The organism is Anaerococcus kampingae, from assembly GCF_046365475.1.
In the GTDB taxonomy this organism is placed as follows: Bacteria; Bacillota; Clostridia; order Tissierellales; family Peptoniphilaceae; genus Anaerococcus; species Anaerococcus kampingae.
In genome coordinates this window covers 277,012-293,185 of record NZ_JBGMEF010000018.1, presented here as the reverse complement: position 1 = coordinate 293,185, position 16,174 = coordinate 277,012, and the positions used below count along the sequence as shown (strand labels likewise).

At 35.3% G+C, this 16,174-nt stretch carries 18 protein-coding genes and 2 other annotated features; of the genes, 15 read left to right on the top strand and 3 right to left on the bottom strand.

Annotated elements, in window-relative coordinates; translation table 11 throughout:
• The first annotated feature begins 15 nt into the window (after positions 1-15).
• From ACCQ42_RS05275 to ACCQ42_RS05255, 5 genes are all read left to right on the top strand, one after another.
• Positions 16-276, top strand: coding sequence for a TIGR04076 family protein (locus ACCQ42_RS05275; protein WP_106460380.1), 261 nt, complete (start codon positions 16-18; stop codon positions 274-276).
• Positions 269-841 (top strand): DUF1294 domain-containing protein, encoded by a 573-nt coding sequence (locus ACCQ42_RS05270; protein WP_199792148.1) that lies wholly within the window; start codon positions 269-271, stop codon positions 839-841. The genes ACCQ42_RS05275 and ACCQ42_RS05270 overlap by 8 nt, the downstream gene beginning before the upstream one ends.
• Before the next feature lie 162 nt (positions 842-1,003).
• Entirely contained in the window at positions 1,004-1,207 is a 204-nt protein-coding gene (locus ACCQ42_RS05265) for a helix-turn-helix transcriptional regulator (RefSeq protein ID WP_106461120.1), read from the top strand.
• Positions 1,208-1,215: 8 nt separating this feature from the next.
• Positions 1,216-1,629 carry a histidine kinase gene (locus tag ACCQ42_RS05260; RefSeq protein ID WP_410035562.1) on the top strand — a complete coding sequence of 138 codons (414 nt, stop codon included), beginning with the start codon at positions 1,216-1,218 and terminating at the stop codon, positions 1,627-1,629.
• A gap of 6 nt (positions 1,630-1,635) precedes the next feature.
• Entirely contained in the window at positions 1,636-2,058 is a 423-nt protein-coding gene (locus tag ACCQ42_RS05255) for a GNAT family N-acetyltransferase (protein WP_410035561.1), read from the top strand.
• Between the two features lie 37 nt (positions 2,059-2,095).
• Here the strand turns inward: ACCQ42_RS05255 and ACCQ42_RS05250 are convergent, their stop codons facing one another.
• Complete coding sequence (locus tag ACCQ42_RS05250) at positions 2,096-2,830, bottom strand: exonuclease/endonuclease/phosphatase family protein (RefSeq protein WP_410035599.1); 735 nt, start codon at positions 2,828-2,830, stop codon at positions 2,096-2,098.
• A gap of 56 nt (positions 2,831-2,886) precedes the next feature.
• The gene (locus ACCQ42_RS05245) at positions 2,887-3,153 is read right to left on the bottom strand and encodes a hypothetical protein (RefSeq protein WP_410035560.1); all 267 of its coding nucleotides are present in this window, start codon (positions 3,151-3,153) and stop codon (positions 2,887-2,889) included.
• A gap of 97 nt (positions 3,154-3,250) precedes the next feature.
• Between ACCQ42_RS05245 and ACCQ42_RS05240 the strand changes: the two genes are divergently transcribed.
• The 8 genes from ACCQ42_RS05240 to ACCQ42_RS05205 all read left to right on the top strand — a co-directional run bounded on the left by ACCQ42_RS05240 (position 3,251) and on the right by ACCQ42_RS05205 (position 12,122).
• Positions 3,251-3,946: an HAD-IA family hydrolase gene (locus tag ACCQ42_RS05240; RefSeq protein ID WP_265212735.1), complete on the top strand. Its 696-nt coding sequence runs from the start codon at positions 3,251-3,253 to the stop codon at positions 3,944-3,946.
• 201 nt (positions 3,947-4,147) lie between these two features.
• Entirely contained in the window at positions 4,148-5,473 is a 1,326-nt protein-coding gene (gene mgtE, locus ACCQ42_RS05235) for a magnesium transporter (protein ID WP_265212736.1), read from the top strand.
• Positions 5,474-5,638: 165 nt separating this feature from the next.
• Positions 5,639-5,874, top strand: a binding site (T-box leader).
• 56 nt (positions 5,875-5,930) lie between these two features.
• On the top strand, positions 5,931-7,115 hold the full coding sequence (locus ACCQ42_RS05230) for an ABC transporter substrate-binding protein (protein WP_410035559.1): 1,185 nt from the start codon (positions 5,931-5,933) through the stop codon (positions 7,113-7,115).
• Between the two features lie 177 nt (positions 7,116-7,292).
• Positions 7,293-7,535, top strand: a binding site (T-box leader).
• Positions 7,536-7,591: 56 nt separating this feature from the next.
• A complete protein-coding gene (locus tag ACCQ42_RS05225; RefSeq protein ID WP_410035558.1) occupies positions 7,592-8,743 on the top strand; it encodes an ABC transporter substrate-binding protein in 1,152 nt (383 codons plus the stop codon).
• 15 nt (positions 8,744-8,758) lie between these two features.
• Positions 8,759-9,646, top strand: a complete 888-nt coding sequence (locus ACCQ42_RS05220; protein WP_265215302.1) for a branched-chain amino acid ABC transporter permease — start codon at positions 8,759-8,761, stop codon at positions 9,644-9,646.
• Position 9,647: 1 nt separating this feature from the next.
• A complete protein-coding gene (locus tag ACCQ42_RS05215) occupies positions 9,648-10,625 on the top strand; it encodes a branched-chain amino acid ABC transporter permease (RefSeq protein WP_410035557.1) in 978 nt (325 codons plus the stop codon).
• Positions 10,606-11,397, top strand: a complete 792-nt coding sequence (locus ACCQ42_RS05210) for an ABC transporter ATP-binding protein (protein ID WP_265215305.1) — start codon at positions 10,606-10,608, stop codon at positions 11,395-11,397. The genes ACCQ42_RS05215 and ACCQ42_RS05210 overlap by 20 nt, the downstream gene beginning before the upstream one ends.
• Positions 11,398-11,408: 11 nt before the next feature.
• Complete coding sequence (locus tag ACCQ42_RS05205) at positions 11,409-12,122, top strand: ABC transporter ATP-binding protein (protein WP_265236322.1); 714 nt, start codon at positions 11,409-11,411, stop codon at positions 12,120-12,122.
• Positions 12,123-12,173: 51 nt separating this feature from the next.
• Here the strand turns inward: ACCQ42_RS05205 and ACCQ42_RS05200 are convergent, their stop codons facing one another.
• Positions 12,174-13,541 (bottom strand): leucyl aminopeptidase, encoded by a 1,368-nt coding sequence (locus ACCQ42_RS05200; protein WP_410035556.1) that lies wholly within the window; start codon positions 13,539-13,541, stop codon positions 12,174-12,176.
• A 95-nt stretch (positions 13,542-13,636) separates the two neighbouring features.
• Here ACCQ42_RS05200 and ACCQ42_RS05195 point away from each other — a divergent pair, with 95 nt between their 5' ends.
• Complete coding sequence (locus ACCQ42_RS05195; protein ID WP_410035555.1) at positions 13,637-14,347, top strand: alpha/beta fold hydrolase; 711 nt, start codon at positions 13,637-13,639, stop codon at positions 14,345-14,347.
• Positions 14,348-16,129, top strand: coding sequence for a phosphatidylglycerol lysyltransferase domain-containing protein (locus ACCQ42_RS05190; RefSeq protein ID WP_410035554.1), 1,782 nt, complete (start codon positions 14,348-14,350; stop codon positions 16,127-16,129). It begins immediately after the preceding gene.
• Positions 16,130-16,174: the final 45 nt, after the last annotated feature.

Below are 16,174 nucleotides of genomic sequence, written 5' to 3'. Positions count from 1 at the left end.
GGTTAGGAGAAGATTATGAGACCAAAAATTAAAATTACTTTAGTTGATAAGAAGGGGGATTGCCCTTGTCATAAGGGATATCAGATTGGACAAACTTGGGATTTTGATACTGATAGGGGAGAGTTTTGTTCTCTTGCTATGCATACTCTATTTCCTATGGTGGATATTCTCCGTTATGGGGGAAAACTTCCTAAGTCTAGGGCTGGGGATGTGCGTTTTGCTTGTCCTGATGCTGATGTGATTAATATTTTTAGATTAGAGAAGATTGATGGATAAAATTTTTGTTTATCTTGGTCTGATCAATATACTAGGACTTGTTTTATATATTCTTTATAAGAATCTTGGGACTGGAATTTTAAAAAATATTTTGACCTTAATTCTTTATTTGCTAGGGATTTGTGGTGGGTCCTTGGGACTTATCCTTGCGATTTTAATCTTTGATAGGAATACAGCTAAGGATGGGCTTAGTCTGAAGGTTTTTGCCTTTGCTAGCTTTGTGATTGAGCTTGTTTTGTTCTTGCTTTTTAGAAAGGATATGGCGAGTCTTTCTTTTGATTTTGTCGGATTTTTTGAGGATAAGCCTTACTTATTGATTTATTTAGGGCTTATCAATCTTATAAGCTTTTTAGCCTTTGGCTTTGACAAAAACAGGGCAAATAGAAATAAGCGGAGACTTAAAAATGGTTTCTTGCTAGGCCTATCTTTTATTGGAGGGTCTATCGGCGGTCTTATTGGTATGAAGGTTTTTAGGCATAAGACCGAGAAGGCTTATTATAAAATGGGTCTGCCTCTCATGATTTTGATGCAAGTTTTGCTATTAATACTAATTATGAACACATAATTTTCCGGTATAAAAAAATATTTCGATTTATAATTTTTTAATCTCTTGCATGAAAATGTTTAGAGATTTTTTATTTATACTTGTATAAATTTTATAGATATAGTACTATAAAAGTAACATAAGTAGTACTATAAATGTAACAAAAAAGAAGGGCTTTCTATGATAGAAGTAGAAATAGATAATAGGATCAAGGAATTTAGGAAGGAATTGGGTCTTTCTCAAAATGCCCTGGCAAAAATGGTAGGTCTTAAGCGCAGGTCTATTATGGCTTATGAAAATAATACTATAAGCCCGACCCTTGAGACAGCCTATAAGATTTGCAAGGTTTTTGATAAGGACATCAAGGAAGTATTTATTTTTAAATAGGAGAAATTATGGGATTATTATTTAATACAAATGAAGAAATAGAGGAAAAAGTAAAAGAAGCCTTTGGAGATGAGGGAGCCTATCTAGTAGCTTTTAAGCATAATTCTGCCGCTAAGGGTCTTATAAAATTGTTGTTAAGCAATTTGTATTATGTATTTGACAGCACCAGGACCTTTATCTTACATTTTGGCCCAAAGGGAATCTATGAATCAGAAATGTCAAATTCACTAAAAAAAGACTTCCTATTCATGGCCTGGAATGAGATAGAGGATATAAGCATAGACTATTCATATAAGAATATCCTTAAAATCAACCACCTAGGCAAAGTCTACCAATACGAAATCCCATATAAGGGCAAGATTTTTGTAAATAATGAAAAAAATATAGAAAAGCTTCTGGATAATGATTGGTATAGGGTTTAAAAACTTATGAAAGAGATCGAAATAATAGATTATTTCCCTGCTTATGATATAAGTTTGGCCTGGTACATAGACCCACTTACTGTGAAGATGGTTGATGGAGTCCAGAAAGCTTATGATCTGGATGACCTTATTAGGATGTATACTTATTTATCTAAGCACGGGGACTTATTTTATATAGAATATGATAATAAGCTTATTGGTGATTGTGCTATTTTTGATGATAATATGGTTGCTCTTGTTCTTGATAAGGATTATAGGGGCAAGGGTCTTGGTTCTCTTGTTTTGGAAAGTTTGATCGATTATGCTAAAGATAAGGGACTTAGATATTTAAAGGCTGAGATTTATGATTTTAATGAACCTAGTCTTAATTTATTTAGTAAATTTGGCTTTAAAGAGTGCGGAAATGAACTTTATAGGCTTGATCTATAAAATTGTGGCCCAAAGCATCATGCTTTGGGCCTTTGTCTTACTTATTTTCTTTTTCTAGTTTGAATTCCAAGAGGACTGGGTTGTGGTCGCTGTTTACGAAGCCTAGTTTTTGGCCTTCGACTTTATTTACTGTGACATTTTTGCTGACTATAAAGCCATCTATTATGCATTCGTAGGAGTCGTTTGGGTCGTATGGTTTGTGGTTGAGTCTTGAGGAGTTTGTGTTTTCATCAAAGACTGTTTTAAAATCATCTGACATATACTCATAAGGGAATGGTGATGGATGCCACATGTCTTCTGGTGTGTCTGTTTTGTGACCTTCTCTTAGTTCTTGATTAAAGTCTCCACCTACTATTACGTAGTTGCCTTTTTTGTATTCTTCTGCCATGAAGGCTAGAATTTGTTTGGTCTGGGCAAGCCTTCCATTTGAGCCTGATTCGTAGGCATCCAGGTGGGCATTTACTAGGACTAATTGCTTATCAGTTCCCTCGATTGGTAGGTAGGATGCGTTGAAGCCTCTTTTTAGGTTGGCGAGCCTTACAGGCCACTTGTGTGGGATTGGTTGTTGGTATCTAAAGGATGATTCGATTTGGTATTTGGAATTTGTATAGATTCCTGAATTTACCTCGCCCATTGGAGGGAAGGGAATTGGTACGAAATTTACCTTGTAATTGTAGGCGAAGGTTGAAATACCGTCTAATTTATTGTCGAAAAATTCGACTTCATTTATGTGATAGGTCCTCTTGGAGTCGCTATCTACTTCTTGGAGCAGACATAGGTCTGGGTCAATTTTGTTTATGGAGTCTGCTATGCCAGTTAGGGCCTTTTCTACATGTCTTTTGATATAGGAAAGACCATCTTGCCCCCATCCATAAAGAAATCTGTGTCCTTATCTAGGCCAGCATAACCTATGTTCCATGTTAGTAGCTTGTAATCGTGGTCTTGTTCTAGTTTTTGGTCTTTGCTTCCAGTTACTGCTATTTCTTCTACATCTTTTGGTTTATATTCTGTAATCATCAGATAAACTAAAAGAAGGATAAAGGCTAGTAAGATGATACCTACAAGGCCAAGTAATATTTTTATTGTTTTTTTCATAAGCACCTCTCTTTTAAAATAAGCTTATCACTTATAAAGAATTTTGTAAATAGTTATAGCTTTAAATTGTGGTAAGATAAATAGGTAAGGAGATTGTATGAAGAAAATTTTATGGGATATAGATGGTACACTTTTAAATTTTGACCTGGCAGAGACTAGGGCTATTTTTGCGTGTTTTGATATATATAGTTTGGATAAGCCAAGTGATGAAATGATTAAGACCTATAAGCTTATAAATAAGTCATATTGGGAAAGGCTTGAAAGAGGCGAGGTAAGTAGAGAACAGGTCCTTGTGGGAAGATTTGAAAATTTCTTTGCTGATTACGGTATAGATGAATCTATAGCAATCGATTTTAATAAGACCTACCAAGAAGAGCTTGGTAAGACCTATGTCTTTAATCCATATGGTAAGGAGATTATCGAAAAACTCCATGGCAAGTATGACCAATATGCTGTGACAAATGGCTCGCTTACAGCCCAAAGAGGCAAGCTTGATGGGTCAGGCCTAAATAAAATTTTTATCAAATCTTTTATTTCGGAACTTGTAGGATACGAAAAGCCTGATGAGAGATTTTTTGACTATGTATTTGACCATATAGGTTCAAGAAATCTAGATGATTATGTAATTATAGGTGATTCTCTAACATCAGATATGCTTGGAGGTATTAGGTCTAAGATTAAGACTGTTTGGTTTAATCCAAATGCTTTGGAAAATACATTGAATTTAGATATTGACTATGAGATAAGGTCTCTAAAAGAAGTAGATGTATTGATTGATAAAATATTTGCATAAATTGAATTTTAAAGATAAAAACTGTATAATCTGAACAGATAAGAAATGAGATTAGGCCTATATCTTTATTAAGGTATAGGCAAATTTGTTTAAGGAGGAGTAATGGATAAGGCTGTGCCCGACCCGGATTTTAAGATAATAGGATACTAGTATAGTGGCGATTCTTTTTGCCATTATACATAAAAGAGAAATGAGGTAAAAATGGCAGAGAGAAGATATGATGTTGATAATCTTAAAAACTTACAAGAAGAAATCAACCAAATGAACCCTGTAGATATCGCCGATAAGCTAGAGATTTTGCCAGAAAAATCTGTAGCAATTTGGATTAAGCTTTTAAACAAGGATCTCTTGGCAGATGCTTTTACAGAATTAAGACCAGAAAATAAGGATAGGATCCTATCTATTTTATCAGAAGAAAATATTAAGGACCTAATCAAAGAACTAGACGAAGATGAGCTTGTAGATACCCTCCAGGAATTACCTGCAAATATGGTTCAAAAGCTAATGACAAGCCATATCGAAGATTCCAGGAGAACTATTATTAACGAGCTATTAGGCTATCCAGAAGAATCTGTTGGTTCTATAATGACAGTTAACTTCCTATCTGTAAAATCTAGTGAATCTCCAGCTAAGGCTATGGAAAAGGTCATGAATTCTGATTTAGATGCTGAAAAGCTAGAGCAAATCTGGGTTACAGATGATTCTTTAGTACTAATAGGATTTGTATTTATAGCCGATCTTATTAGAAATAAAAAGGCGACTATCGAATCTATCACAGAGCCTATAACAGCATCAGTAAGCCCAACAGATGACCAAGAGGTAGTAGCTAAGCTATCTATCAAATATGATCTAGGAGAGGTGCCAGTTACAGATTCTGAAGGAAGACTAATCGGTATCGTACCAGCAGAAGATGTTATCGACATCGTTCACGAAGAGATGCAAGAGGACTTTGCTAACGTAACAGGTATTTCTGATCAGTCAGAAACATACCTAGACGAACCAAGCAGGACCATTGCAAAAAATAGGACAACTTGGCTAGTAATTTGTCTAATTACTGCTACAATGACAGGCTTTATTATTCAAAGGTATGAATCAATACTTGCCAAAGCTGTAGCCCTTACAGCCTATATACCAATGTTGATGGACTCCGGTGGAAACGCTGGAAGCCAGGCATCAACCACAATTATGACTCAATTATATAGTGGCGAGCTATCTGCTAAAGACTTCTTAAAAGTTATTTTTAAGGAAGCTAGGGTAGGAACACTTGTATCCCTAGTACTTGTGGCTATCAACTTTATAAGGATACTAATAGTAGATAATGTAAGCCTTGCAGTAAATTTAACAGTATCAATAACATTATTTTTAACAATAGTTCTATCAAATGTAATTGGTGGACTCTTGCCATTAATTGCTGATAAGCTAAAAATAGATCCAACCGTAATGGCTGGACCACTTATAACAACAATCGTAGATACAGGTGTACTTTTAATTTATTTTGAAGTAGCATCAGTGCTTTTGGGTTTATAAACAATTACCGTATACTTATTAATGAGTATGCGGTTTTTTATTTGTATTATTGATATTTCAATATTTACGATGAGGGATAACTTATAATAATTAAGTATTATAAATAAATATAATAAATTTATTTGACAAATAATAAAAGGGGTTATATAATATGAACTATCAAATACAAAAGCGTTGATGTGGAAGAGTAATTAGGATAGTCTTCAAGAGAGCTAGTGGTTGGTGCGAACTAGCAGGATGAAACTAACGAAAATCACCACTGAGCTTTCTTGCCGAAAAGTAGGTAAGTGCGGGAGCTCCCGTTACAGAGCTATTCATTAAATGAAACTAAGTGCATCATTAGATGAAAAAGAGTGGTACCGCGGAGTGTAAAAATTTGTTTATTACCCTTCGTCTCTTTAACCAGTAGGGATAAAGAGACGGAGGTTTTTTTATTCCAAAAATAATGGAGGAAATTATGAATTTAAGAAAAAAATTTGCAGTTGGAATGTTACTAGCAGGATTATTTTTATCAGCCTGCGGCAATGAAGGTGGAAACGAAAGCAAAAAGGCAGATGGAGCAAATAAGCAAGAAGCAAGCGAAACTATAAAGCTTGGCAACTCAGCCCCTTTAACAGGCCCTCTATCAATCTATGGTCAAACTACTAATAATGGTATAAAACTTGCCCTAGAAGAAGTAAACGCAAATGGCGGTATACTCGGAAAAAAAGTTGACTGGGTAGAATATGATGATAAGGGAGAGATAACAGATGCTGTTACTAACTACAACAAACTTATGGAAGATAAGGTAGATGCAATCTTTGGTGGAGTTCCATCTAAACCAGCCTTAGCCATAGCAGAATCTTCTGTTAATGATGGAGTATTATATATCACTCCAACAGCGACTCAAGCAAACATAACAGAAGGTAAGCCAAATGTATTTAGGACATGCTTTACAGATCCTTTCCAAGGTGAGGTACTAGCAAACTTCTCAAAAGAAAAGTTAAATGCTAAAAAGGTTGCAATACTACGTAATCAATCATCAGATTTCTCAATGGGAGTTGCTGATGTATTTGAGAAAAAGGCTAAAGAATTAGGCATGGAAGTAGTAGCAGATGAATCATATGGAGATAGCGACACAGACTTTAAGGCTCAGCTTACAAATGTAAGAGGCCAAAACCCAGATGTCCTATTCATACCTGATTATTATGAAAAGGTAGCTTTAATAGCTCCTCAAGTAAAGGAAGCTGGCATTGAAGCTACTCTAGTTGGCGCTGATGGCTGGGATACAGTCCTATCAGTAATGGATGAATCAAGCTTTTCATCATTAGATAATTCATACTTCTCAAACCAATTTACCCTAGAAGACCCATCTGAAGAAGTACAAACATTCTTAAAGAACTATAAAGAAAAATTTGGTGAAATCCCATCAACATTTGCAGCAGAAGGCTATGACACAGTTTACCTATATAAACAAGCCGTAGAAGCAGCAGGAACAACAGAATGGGCTAAGGTAATAGAAGCCCTAAAGAAAGTAGAATTTAAGGGTGTTACAGGATCATTTACCTATGATGAAAACAACAACCCAGTAAAAACTGCTAAGATGATAAGAATAGAAAATGGTGAGTACAAATTCGATAGTGATGCAGGTACTAATAAATAATTATTTGTAAAAATTCATCGAGAATAAAAAGTGAATATTAGCTTTTGCTGGAAAATAATTAATAAGAGACTGAAAAATATAGCAATCGGCGGTAGCATATAATTAAATATCCAAATAAATCTATTTTTATTAAGAAAATATTTGACAAGTAGGTTTTAGGATATATAATATGTAAATATAAATGCTAAGAAATGGAATATTATAAGATAACCTATCTTAAAAGAGAGATATTGGCTGGTGTGAAATATCAAGATGGGCCTTAGAACTAGCCATGAAGCAGCGCATTGAAAGATTAGTAGGTGTAGCCGGGAACTCCCGTTACAGAGTTATTCATTATATGATCAGAGTGCATCGTTTGATGAAGAAGAGTGGTACCGCGGAGCAGGTTAAATTTAGACTAACAAACCCTTCGTCTCTTCTACCATATGGTAGGAAAGACGGAGGTTTTTTTCTACCAAAAATAATTAGGAGGAAAAATGAACAAGAAAATTATAACCATGATTGCTATAGCAGGAGCAATATTTACAGGATGTGGAAGCGGAACAAATAATAAAAATGTAGCTGATGAGAATACTATAAAAATCGGCTCAACTTTCCCACTAACAGGTCAATACTCCAACTATGGTGTATCAACTGTAAATGGAATTAAGATGGCCGTTGAAGAAATAAATTCCAACGGCGGAATAGATGGTAAAAAGATTAGCCTAGAATCATTGGATGATAAGGGAGAGTTAACAGATTCTGTTACTAGTTATAGAAAGCTTGTAGAAAATGGAGCGGCAGCTGTAATTGGTACAAATACCTCAAGCCCATCACAAGCGATAGCAGAAGCAAGTCAAGCTGATGGCATACCAGTTATTACCCCAACAGGTACTGAAGAATCAATAACCGTAGGAAAGCCAAATGTCTTTAGGACATGTTTTACAAACCCTTATCAAGGTGATTTATTAGCAATTTATGCAAAAGATAGCTTAAAGGCAAAGACGGCTGCAATCTTAGAAAATACTGCAAGTGATTATTCAACAGGTATAGCTGATGCCTTTGAAAAGAAGGCAGAAGAGCTAGGTATTGAAATAGTTGCCAAGGAATCATATGGGGAAAATGACACAGACTTTAAGGCTCAACTTACAACTATAGCTGGTAAAAATCCTGACGTATTGTTATTGCCAGAATATTATGAGAAATTATCACTTATTACACCACAAGCAAGAAATGCAAATATCAATGCAGCCTTCTTGGGTGGAGATGGCTGGGATGGAATCTTAAAGACAATGGACCCATCAAGCTATGATGTAATTGAAAATTCTTTCTTTACCAATCACTTTAGTATTGAAGATACTGATCCAAAGGTTCAAGAATTTATAAGTAAATACAAGGAAACTTATGGAGAAGATCCTACTGCATTTTCAGCCCTAGGCTATGACACAGTTTATATAATAAAACAAGGTTTTGAAGCAGCCCAGTCTGATTCAAACGAAGATAGATGCGCTGCAATAAAGGGTTTAAATTTTAAAGGCATAACAGGTTCTTTCACCTTTGATGAAAATAACAATCCTAAAAAGGCAGCATCAATTATGAAGATAGAAAAAGGGGAATACAAGTTTGATTCAATTGTTAACCCTAGATAGAAAGAGGAGAGATTAATGGATTTTATTACCCAATTATTTAACGGGCTACAACTAGGCTCTATATATGCCCTTGTAGCCCTAGGGTATACGATGGTTTATGGTATAGCCAAACTTATCAACTTCGCCCACGGCGATATCATAATGGTGGGTGGATATACTGTATTTCTTGCCATCCAATTACCTTTATTTAAGGCAGGCTTGCCACTATGGCTTGCTATAGTACCTGCCATATTAGTATGTACGATACTTGGCGTAGTTATAGAAAGAGTAGCCTATAAGCCACTTAGGAATTCTTCAAGAATTTCCTTACTTATAACTACCATAGGTGTGTCCCTATTTTTACAAAACTTATTTGTAAAGATATTTACATCAAGTGCAAAACCTATACCAGGGCTTTTCCCTCAAAAGTCTCTAAACTTTGGAGGAGTTCACCTATCACTTGCTACAATAGTTACAATCGTATCAACAATTATACTAACATATTTATTGAACTTATTTGTAAATAAAACAAAACACGGTAAATCAATGCTAGCTGTAAGTGAAGACTACGGCGCAGCAGAGCTTGTTGGCATAAATGTAAATAAGGTTATGACAATGACCTTTGCTATAGGATCAGCCCTTGCAGGTGTAGCTTCAGTTTTATATGTAGCTAGCTATCCACAAATCCAACCCTTCATGGGATCTATGCTTGGTATTAAGGCCTTTACAGCAGCGGTCCTAGGAGGAATTGGAAGCATACCAGGGGCTGTTATAGGCGGTTTAATCCTAGGTATAATAGAAGTTTTAACCAGAGCTTACCTATCAAGTGCTTATGCAGATGCCATAGTATTTGTAGTGTTGATTATAGTTTTACTAGTAGCTCCAAATGGCTTATTTGGCAAACTAGAGAAAGAAAAGGTGTGATATGTCCAAGAATAGAAAGAAAACTTATCTTATCACAACAGCATTAGTAGTATTATTTTTTGTAATAATCCAAAGTCTAATTGGACTTAATCTTTTAAATAGATATTGGCAAAATATCCTTGTACTAATTTGTATAAATATAATAATGGCAACAAGTCTTAACCTAACTGTAGGTGTCTTAGGACAAATTAACCTAGGCCACGCTGGCTTTATGGCAATTGGTGCATATTCAGCAGCTTTATTTCTTAAAAGCGGCCTAGTAGGTGGATTTTTAGGCTTTATACTTTCTCTTATAATAGCAGGAGTGGTTGCAGCTATATTTGGTGTTTTAATCGGACTTCCTGTTTTAAGGTTAACCGGTGATTATCTAGCCATAGTAACTCTAGCCTTTGGGGAAATTATAAGAGTTTTAATCGAGAACCTAGCTTTTACAGGTGGTGCCCAAGGTCTTGCAGGAATTCCAACAACCAATGATTTCGGCAAATTTTATTTTGTAGCAGCCTTCCTTGTGGCTATGATCTTTACCTATGCTTCTTGCCGTCATGGTAGGGCTGTCTTATCAATAAGAGATAATGAATTGGCAGCCCAAGCTTGCGGTATCAATATCACAAAGTATAAGACCTTTGCCTTTGCCCTATCCGCAGTTTTTGCAGGTATAGCAGGTGCCCTTTATGCTCAAAGCTTTGGGGTATTGGCAGCGAATATATTTAACTACAACAAGTCATTTGACTATCTAGTAATGGTAGTTTTAGGTGGTATGGGATCTATGACAGGTGCAATCTTCTCATCAATTGGCCTAACAATTCTTCCGGAAATATTAAGATCACTTGCTGAATGGAGAATGGTAATCTATGCTCTAATCCTTATAGCTGTTATGATTTATAGACCTCAAGGTCTTTTAGGAAGAAAAGAATTTTCAATAAGAAATCTATTAAAGATAGATAAGTATAAGAAAGGAGATGTTGAAGTTGAACAGTAAAGAAATAATACATGATAATGTGCTTGAAGTAAAAGACCTCAGCATTTCCTTTGGAGGACTTAAGGCAGTATCTGATGTAACTTTTAACCTAAAAAAGAGTGAGCTCTTAGGCCTAATCGGCCCCAACGGAGCTGGTAAAACTACTCTTTTTAATATGTTATCAGGAGTATATACCCCAACAAGCGGTGAGATTTTATTAGATGGGGAGATGACCAATGGTATTTCTCCAGATAAGCTTTCAAAGATGGGTGTAGCAAGGACTTTCCAAAATATAAGACTATTTGATAACCTAACAGTACTAGATAATGTTAAACTTGCCATGAACCAATACATGGACTATGGAGTTCTTAGTGGTATGCTAAGATTTCCTAGCTTCTGGAAGGAAGAAAATGAAGCGACAGAGACAGCTAAGGAAATCTTAAGCCTCTTCAATCTAGAAAAATATTTCAGGGCCTTTGCAGGAAGTCTTCCATATGGTGCCCAAAGAAAGCTCGAAATAGCAAGGGCTATGGCAACAAGACCTAAGCTTCTTCTACTAGATGAGCCAGCAGCAGGTATGAATGAGTCTGAAACTCAAGATCTTATGGATTCTATAAGGGTCATAAGAGAAAAAACCGGAGTTTCAATCCTATTGATAGAGCATGATATGAACCTGGTTTTAGGTATATCAGAACGACTTATTGTTCTAAATTATGGAGAAATCCTTGCTCAAGGTGATCCTAAAGAAGTAATCTCAAATGAAGAAGTAGTAAGGGCCTATCTTGGCAACTAGAAAGAGGAAATATGAGTATATTAAGAGTTGAAAATTTAAGTGTATATTATGGAAATATCAGGGCTCTTAAGGGTATCAGCCTTAAAGTAGAAGAAGGCGAAGTGGTTTCCTTAATTGGTGCCAATGGTGCAGGCAAAACTACAACCCTTCAGACTATTTCAGGTCTTTTGGATGCCAAAGAGGGTGATATTTTCTTTAATGAAAAGTCAATCAAAAAGGAAAAATCTTTCCAAATTACAAGAGAAGGCATTGCACAAGTACCTGAAGGAAGACGTGTATTTGCAGGTCTTTCTGTAGAGGATAATTTAAAACTTGGAACAATAGCTGTGGATAGGTCTGATGAGGAAAATCAAAAAGAACTTAAAAAAATTTACGAGCTTTTCCCAGTTTTAGAGGAAAGAAAAAATCAAAAAGCAGGAACTCTCTCAGGTGGTGAGCAGCAAATGCTAGCTATGGGTAGGGCTCTACTTACTAACCCTAAGGTGCTACTTTTAGATGAGCCTTCAATGGGTCTATCGCCTCTATTTGTAGATAAGATATTTGATACGATTAGGATTTTAAAAGAAGAAGGCAGGACAATCCTACTTGTAGAACAAAATGCAAATCTTGCCCTTGATATAGCCGACAGGGCCTATGTTCTTGAGACAGGAAAGATTGTAAAAGAAGGTAAGGCGAGTGATCTAAAGGCAGATCCAGATGTAAAGGCAGCCTACCTAGGTATATAAAAATAAATCCCAAGACTTTAGGAAGATCCTAAGGTACTTGGGAATTTTTTATTAATAGTTTTTAGCTAAATTATATAGAGTCTTGACATGGACACCTGTTGCTCCTGTTTCATTTATACCTTGTGGAGCTGATAGGTAGGCAGTTCCTGCTATATCAAGGTGTACCCATGGGACTTCTTCGATGAAGTTTTCGATAAATTGGCCAGCTGTTATAGATCCTGCCATTCTGCCACCAGAGTTTTTGACATCGCCATTTTCGCTATTATTATAGGTCTTAAAGAATGGGTCATTTGGAAGTTGCCAAATTTTTTCATCAGAATCTTCGCTTGCTTTTTTAACCTTAGCAAAGGCAGCATCATCATTTGTAACAGCACCTGTATAGGTTTCACCAAGAGCCACTAGGACTGCACCTGTAAGGGTTGCAAGGTCAACTAATAGGCTTGGTTTATATTCTGTAGCTGCGTAATTTACAGCATCTGCGAGGGTAATCCTTCCCTCAGCATCTGTATTATCTACATCTATTGTCATGCCATTTCTTGCTTTGATTATGTCACCTGGCTTATAAGCCCTGCCTGATATTAGGTTTTCGCAGGCTGCAACAATAGCTACAACATTGACTTTAAGCTTATTTGAAGCAATTGCCTTCATTGCACCGATAACTGTACCTGATCCACCCATATCTGAGTTCATAGTCTTCATACCAGCAGATGTTTTAATAGAGTAACCGCCTGCATCATAGGTTAGACCCTTACCAACTAAGGCTAGAGGCTCATTGTCTCCCTTTAGGTATTCCATAACTATAAATTTAGGTTCCTTATCAGATCCCTTAGCTACTTCATAAAAAGCAGTAAGGCCCATATCAAGAATTTCATCCTTGCCATAGATTTTTACATCAACGCCAAGGTCTGATAAATTATCATGGGCAGCTTGGGCTAAAGTTTCTGGGTAGATGTCATTTGACCTTAGATTCACAAGATCTCTTGCTAAAAATTGACCTTCTAAAACATTTGAAAGCTCTTCTAGGTCAGCTTTATATGGTGAAAGGCTTTCATCAAAGTTAATTTCAGAAAGTTTTTGACAAGCTTTTTCGCTCTTGTAGTGGTCAAACTTATATGAAGCCACTATAGAGGCTTCTACTATTGCTAGGCAAAAGTCCTTATCATCAAGGTCTGTATTATTTGCTGAAAATGAAATAGTAGAAATATCCTTATCAGCTAAAAATCTTATAAGTTTAGCGACAGCTTCTTTTAGGACATCCTTAGTAAAGTCTTCCTTTTTGCCAAGTCCTAGTAGGATTTCCCCTTCAGCTTCTACTGGTAATATTTCACCACTTTTAGCCTTAAAAAAATTATGCTTATTATCTTCTTCGAATATAAAATTGATTTTGTTTTCTTTTTGATCATTAAAATTAAAGTTCATAGATCCTCCTTGCTTTTATTTTACTAATTATAAAAATATCTTCACTATAAAAGACTTATTAATAGAAAGTGATATAATTAATTAAAGGAGCTTTTATGAAAAGTAGTGAAGATGATTATATAAAATTAAGGGACGGAACCCACATTTTTTATAAGGAGTATGGCCAGGGTGAAAATCTTTTTCTCCTTCATGGCAATGATGGGGATATGACTTATTTTGAATATCAGATAGGATTTCTATCTAAGTATTTTCATCTTATTTTGATAGATTTTAGGGATCATGGATTTTCTGATAATAATAAGGATAAGCTCAGTTTTGAAATTATGGCTAATGACCTAAAGGAAGTCTACCAGGCTTTGGGCCTTAATAAGGCCCACGTCTTAGGTTTTTCTGATGGGGCAAATCTTGCCCTTGTATTTCATAAGCTTTATGGAGAAATGATTGATAAACTCATTCTTAATGCTCCAAATGCGAGATTTGATGGGATTACACCTTTTGCAAAGGTCCTTATGATTTTAGAAAATATAGTCTGGACTATTTTGCCATTTTTTAAAAAGAATAAAAGGGTAGCAAGACTTCTGCTAGGAGATCTTAAGCTTGAAAAGTCGGACCTTAGAGATATTGACAATCCAACTATGATTATTGTTGGGTCTAATGATTTGATAAGGCTATCTCACATAAGAGGTATTGCCCAAAACATTAGAGACTGCAAGCTTTATATTATAAAAAACCAGGGTCACAGATTAGCAAGGAAGGCCCCTGAGATTTTTAACAGGCTTGTTTTAGATTTTTTGAAAGGAGATTAGATGAAGTTAATTAAAAAATATAAGGGAAAATTTATACATTTTATATTTTTGTTTCTTGTCTTGATGGCTATATATTATTTAGCCAAGACTGCTACAGGTTTTAAAACGAGTCTCATTCTTGGTATATTTTTGCTAGTGGGTATTATTTATGTCTTTATAAGATTTAAGGATATTTTGATTTCACTGAGAAATAATTATGGTGAACTTGCCCTAAAGCTTGCTAGAGAATACATACAAAGAATTAATTCGATTTTTATTGGATTTTATGGTCTCGGCTTTCTTTTGAGTGTGAATGTGAGTGATAATTTAAATTATTTTCCCTTTAATGAATTTTCTTTTATGACAATTGTCCTTGTTAGGGCTCTGCTTGAATTTGTATTAGGCTTTGTCTTTTTAATCCTAGCAAGATTAGCCTTTGATAGACAAAAGAAATTTTTAAAGATACTTTATCCACTTTTGGCTTTCACTGGATTTTATCTAATTCTAATAGGGGATACTGTCTTTACCTTGGTTCCTCTTTTCTTGATAGGCTTTATTTCTTATCTAACAAGAGAGGCCCTAATAAAGGATGCTTTTGTATTTAGTGTAGAAGAGATAATCATAGATTCGATTTTTGCAGGCTTTTGGGCTTTTATATACCTTAAAAATATAGCCTCAGATCAGCCTCTAGAGAATTATCCTTTCTTAAATAAAATTTTGATTTTTTCAATATTGATAGGTGCTGTTTTATTATGTCTAAAACTTATTCTTCTTTATATGAAAAAGGATGTTTTAATAAGTGATGAACCAGACATAGGAGAATTTAGGGACTTTGTTCAAAAAAATACTCCGACAGGATCAACTACAGCTGGTCTTGGCTTTTTGAATGATAAGTATATATATTATTACACTAATGAAAATGACGAAAAGCTCATGGCATTTTTATATCAAATAGTAAATAACAAGATTATTGTCATGGGTGAGCCCTTTGGTGATAGGGCATACTTGGATGAGGCTCTGTCAGATTTTATAGAAAGATCCTATATCAAATCACTAAATCCAGTCTTTTATGAAGTGGGTGAGAAATTTACCCTTAATTTGCACGATTATGGGTTTGATTTTATGAAATTTGGTGAAAATGCCCTTATTGACCTCCGTGAATTTTCTTTAGCAGGGAGGAAAAAATCCTCTCTTAGAAATATCCTAAATAGGTTTGAAAAGGATGGTTATAAATTTGATATCTTAGATCCCCCTTATAATGATGACCTCATTGACAGGCTTGAAATTATTTCAGATAAGTGGCTTAAGGGAAGGGAAGAGAAGGGATTTTCCCTAGGATTTTTTGATAGGGATTATTTAAATGAGTCAAGGCTTGGTCTTGTTTATGATAAGGAAGGTGATGTTACTGCCTTTACTAATATTATGCCAAACTATGACCCGGATGTAATGACCATCGATCTTATGAGGTATGACACAGATATGAATATAAATTCTATGATGGATTATCTATTTTTAAATCTTTTCTTAAAGGCCCAGGATGAGGGAATGAAATATTTTAACCTAGGTATGGCACCTCTATCCAATGTTGGTAAGTACAAGTCAGCTTATTTGAGCGAGAGGGTTGCAGCTTTTATTTATGGTCACGCCGATAGCATCTATCCATTTAAAGGGCTTAGAAATTATAAATCAAAGTATGCGAGCTTATGGGAGCCAAGGTACACCTGCTTTGGCAAGGGCAATCTGATTCTATCATCACTTCTTGCAGTCTTCCTGGCTGATAAGAAGCACAACAAGGATGTATAGATGTATGTATACCTAATTGAAGTTAATTTTATAATAATGATGCCT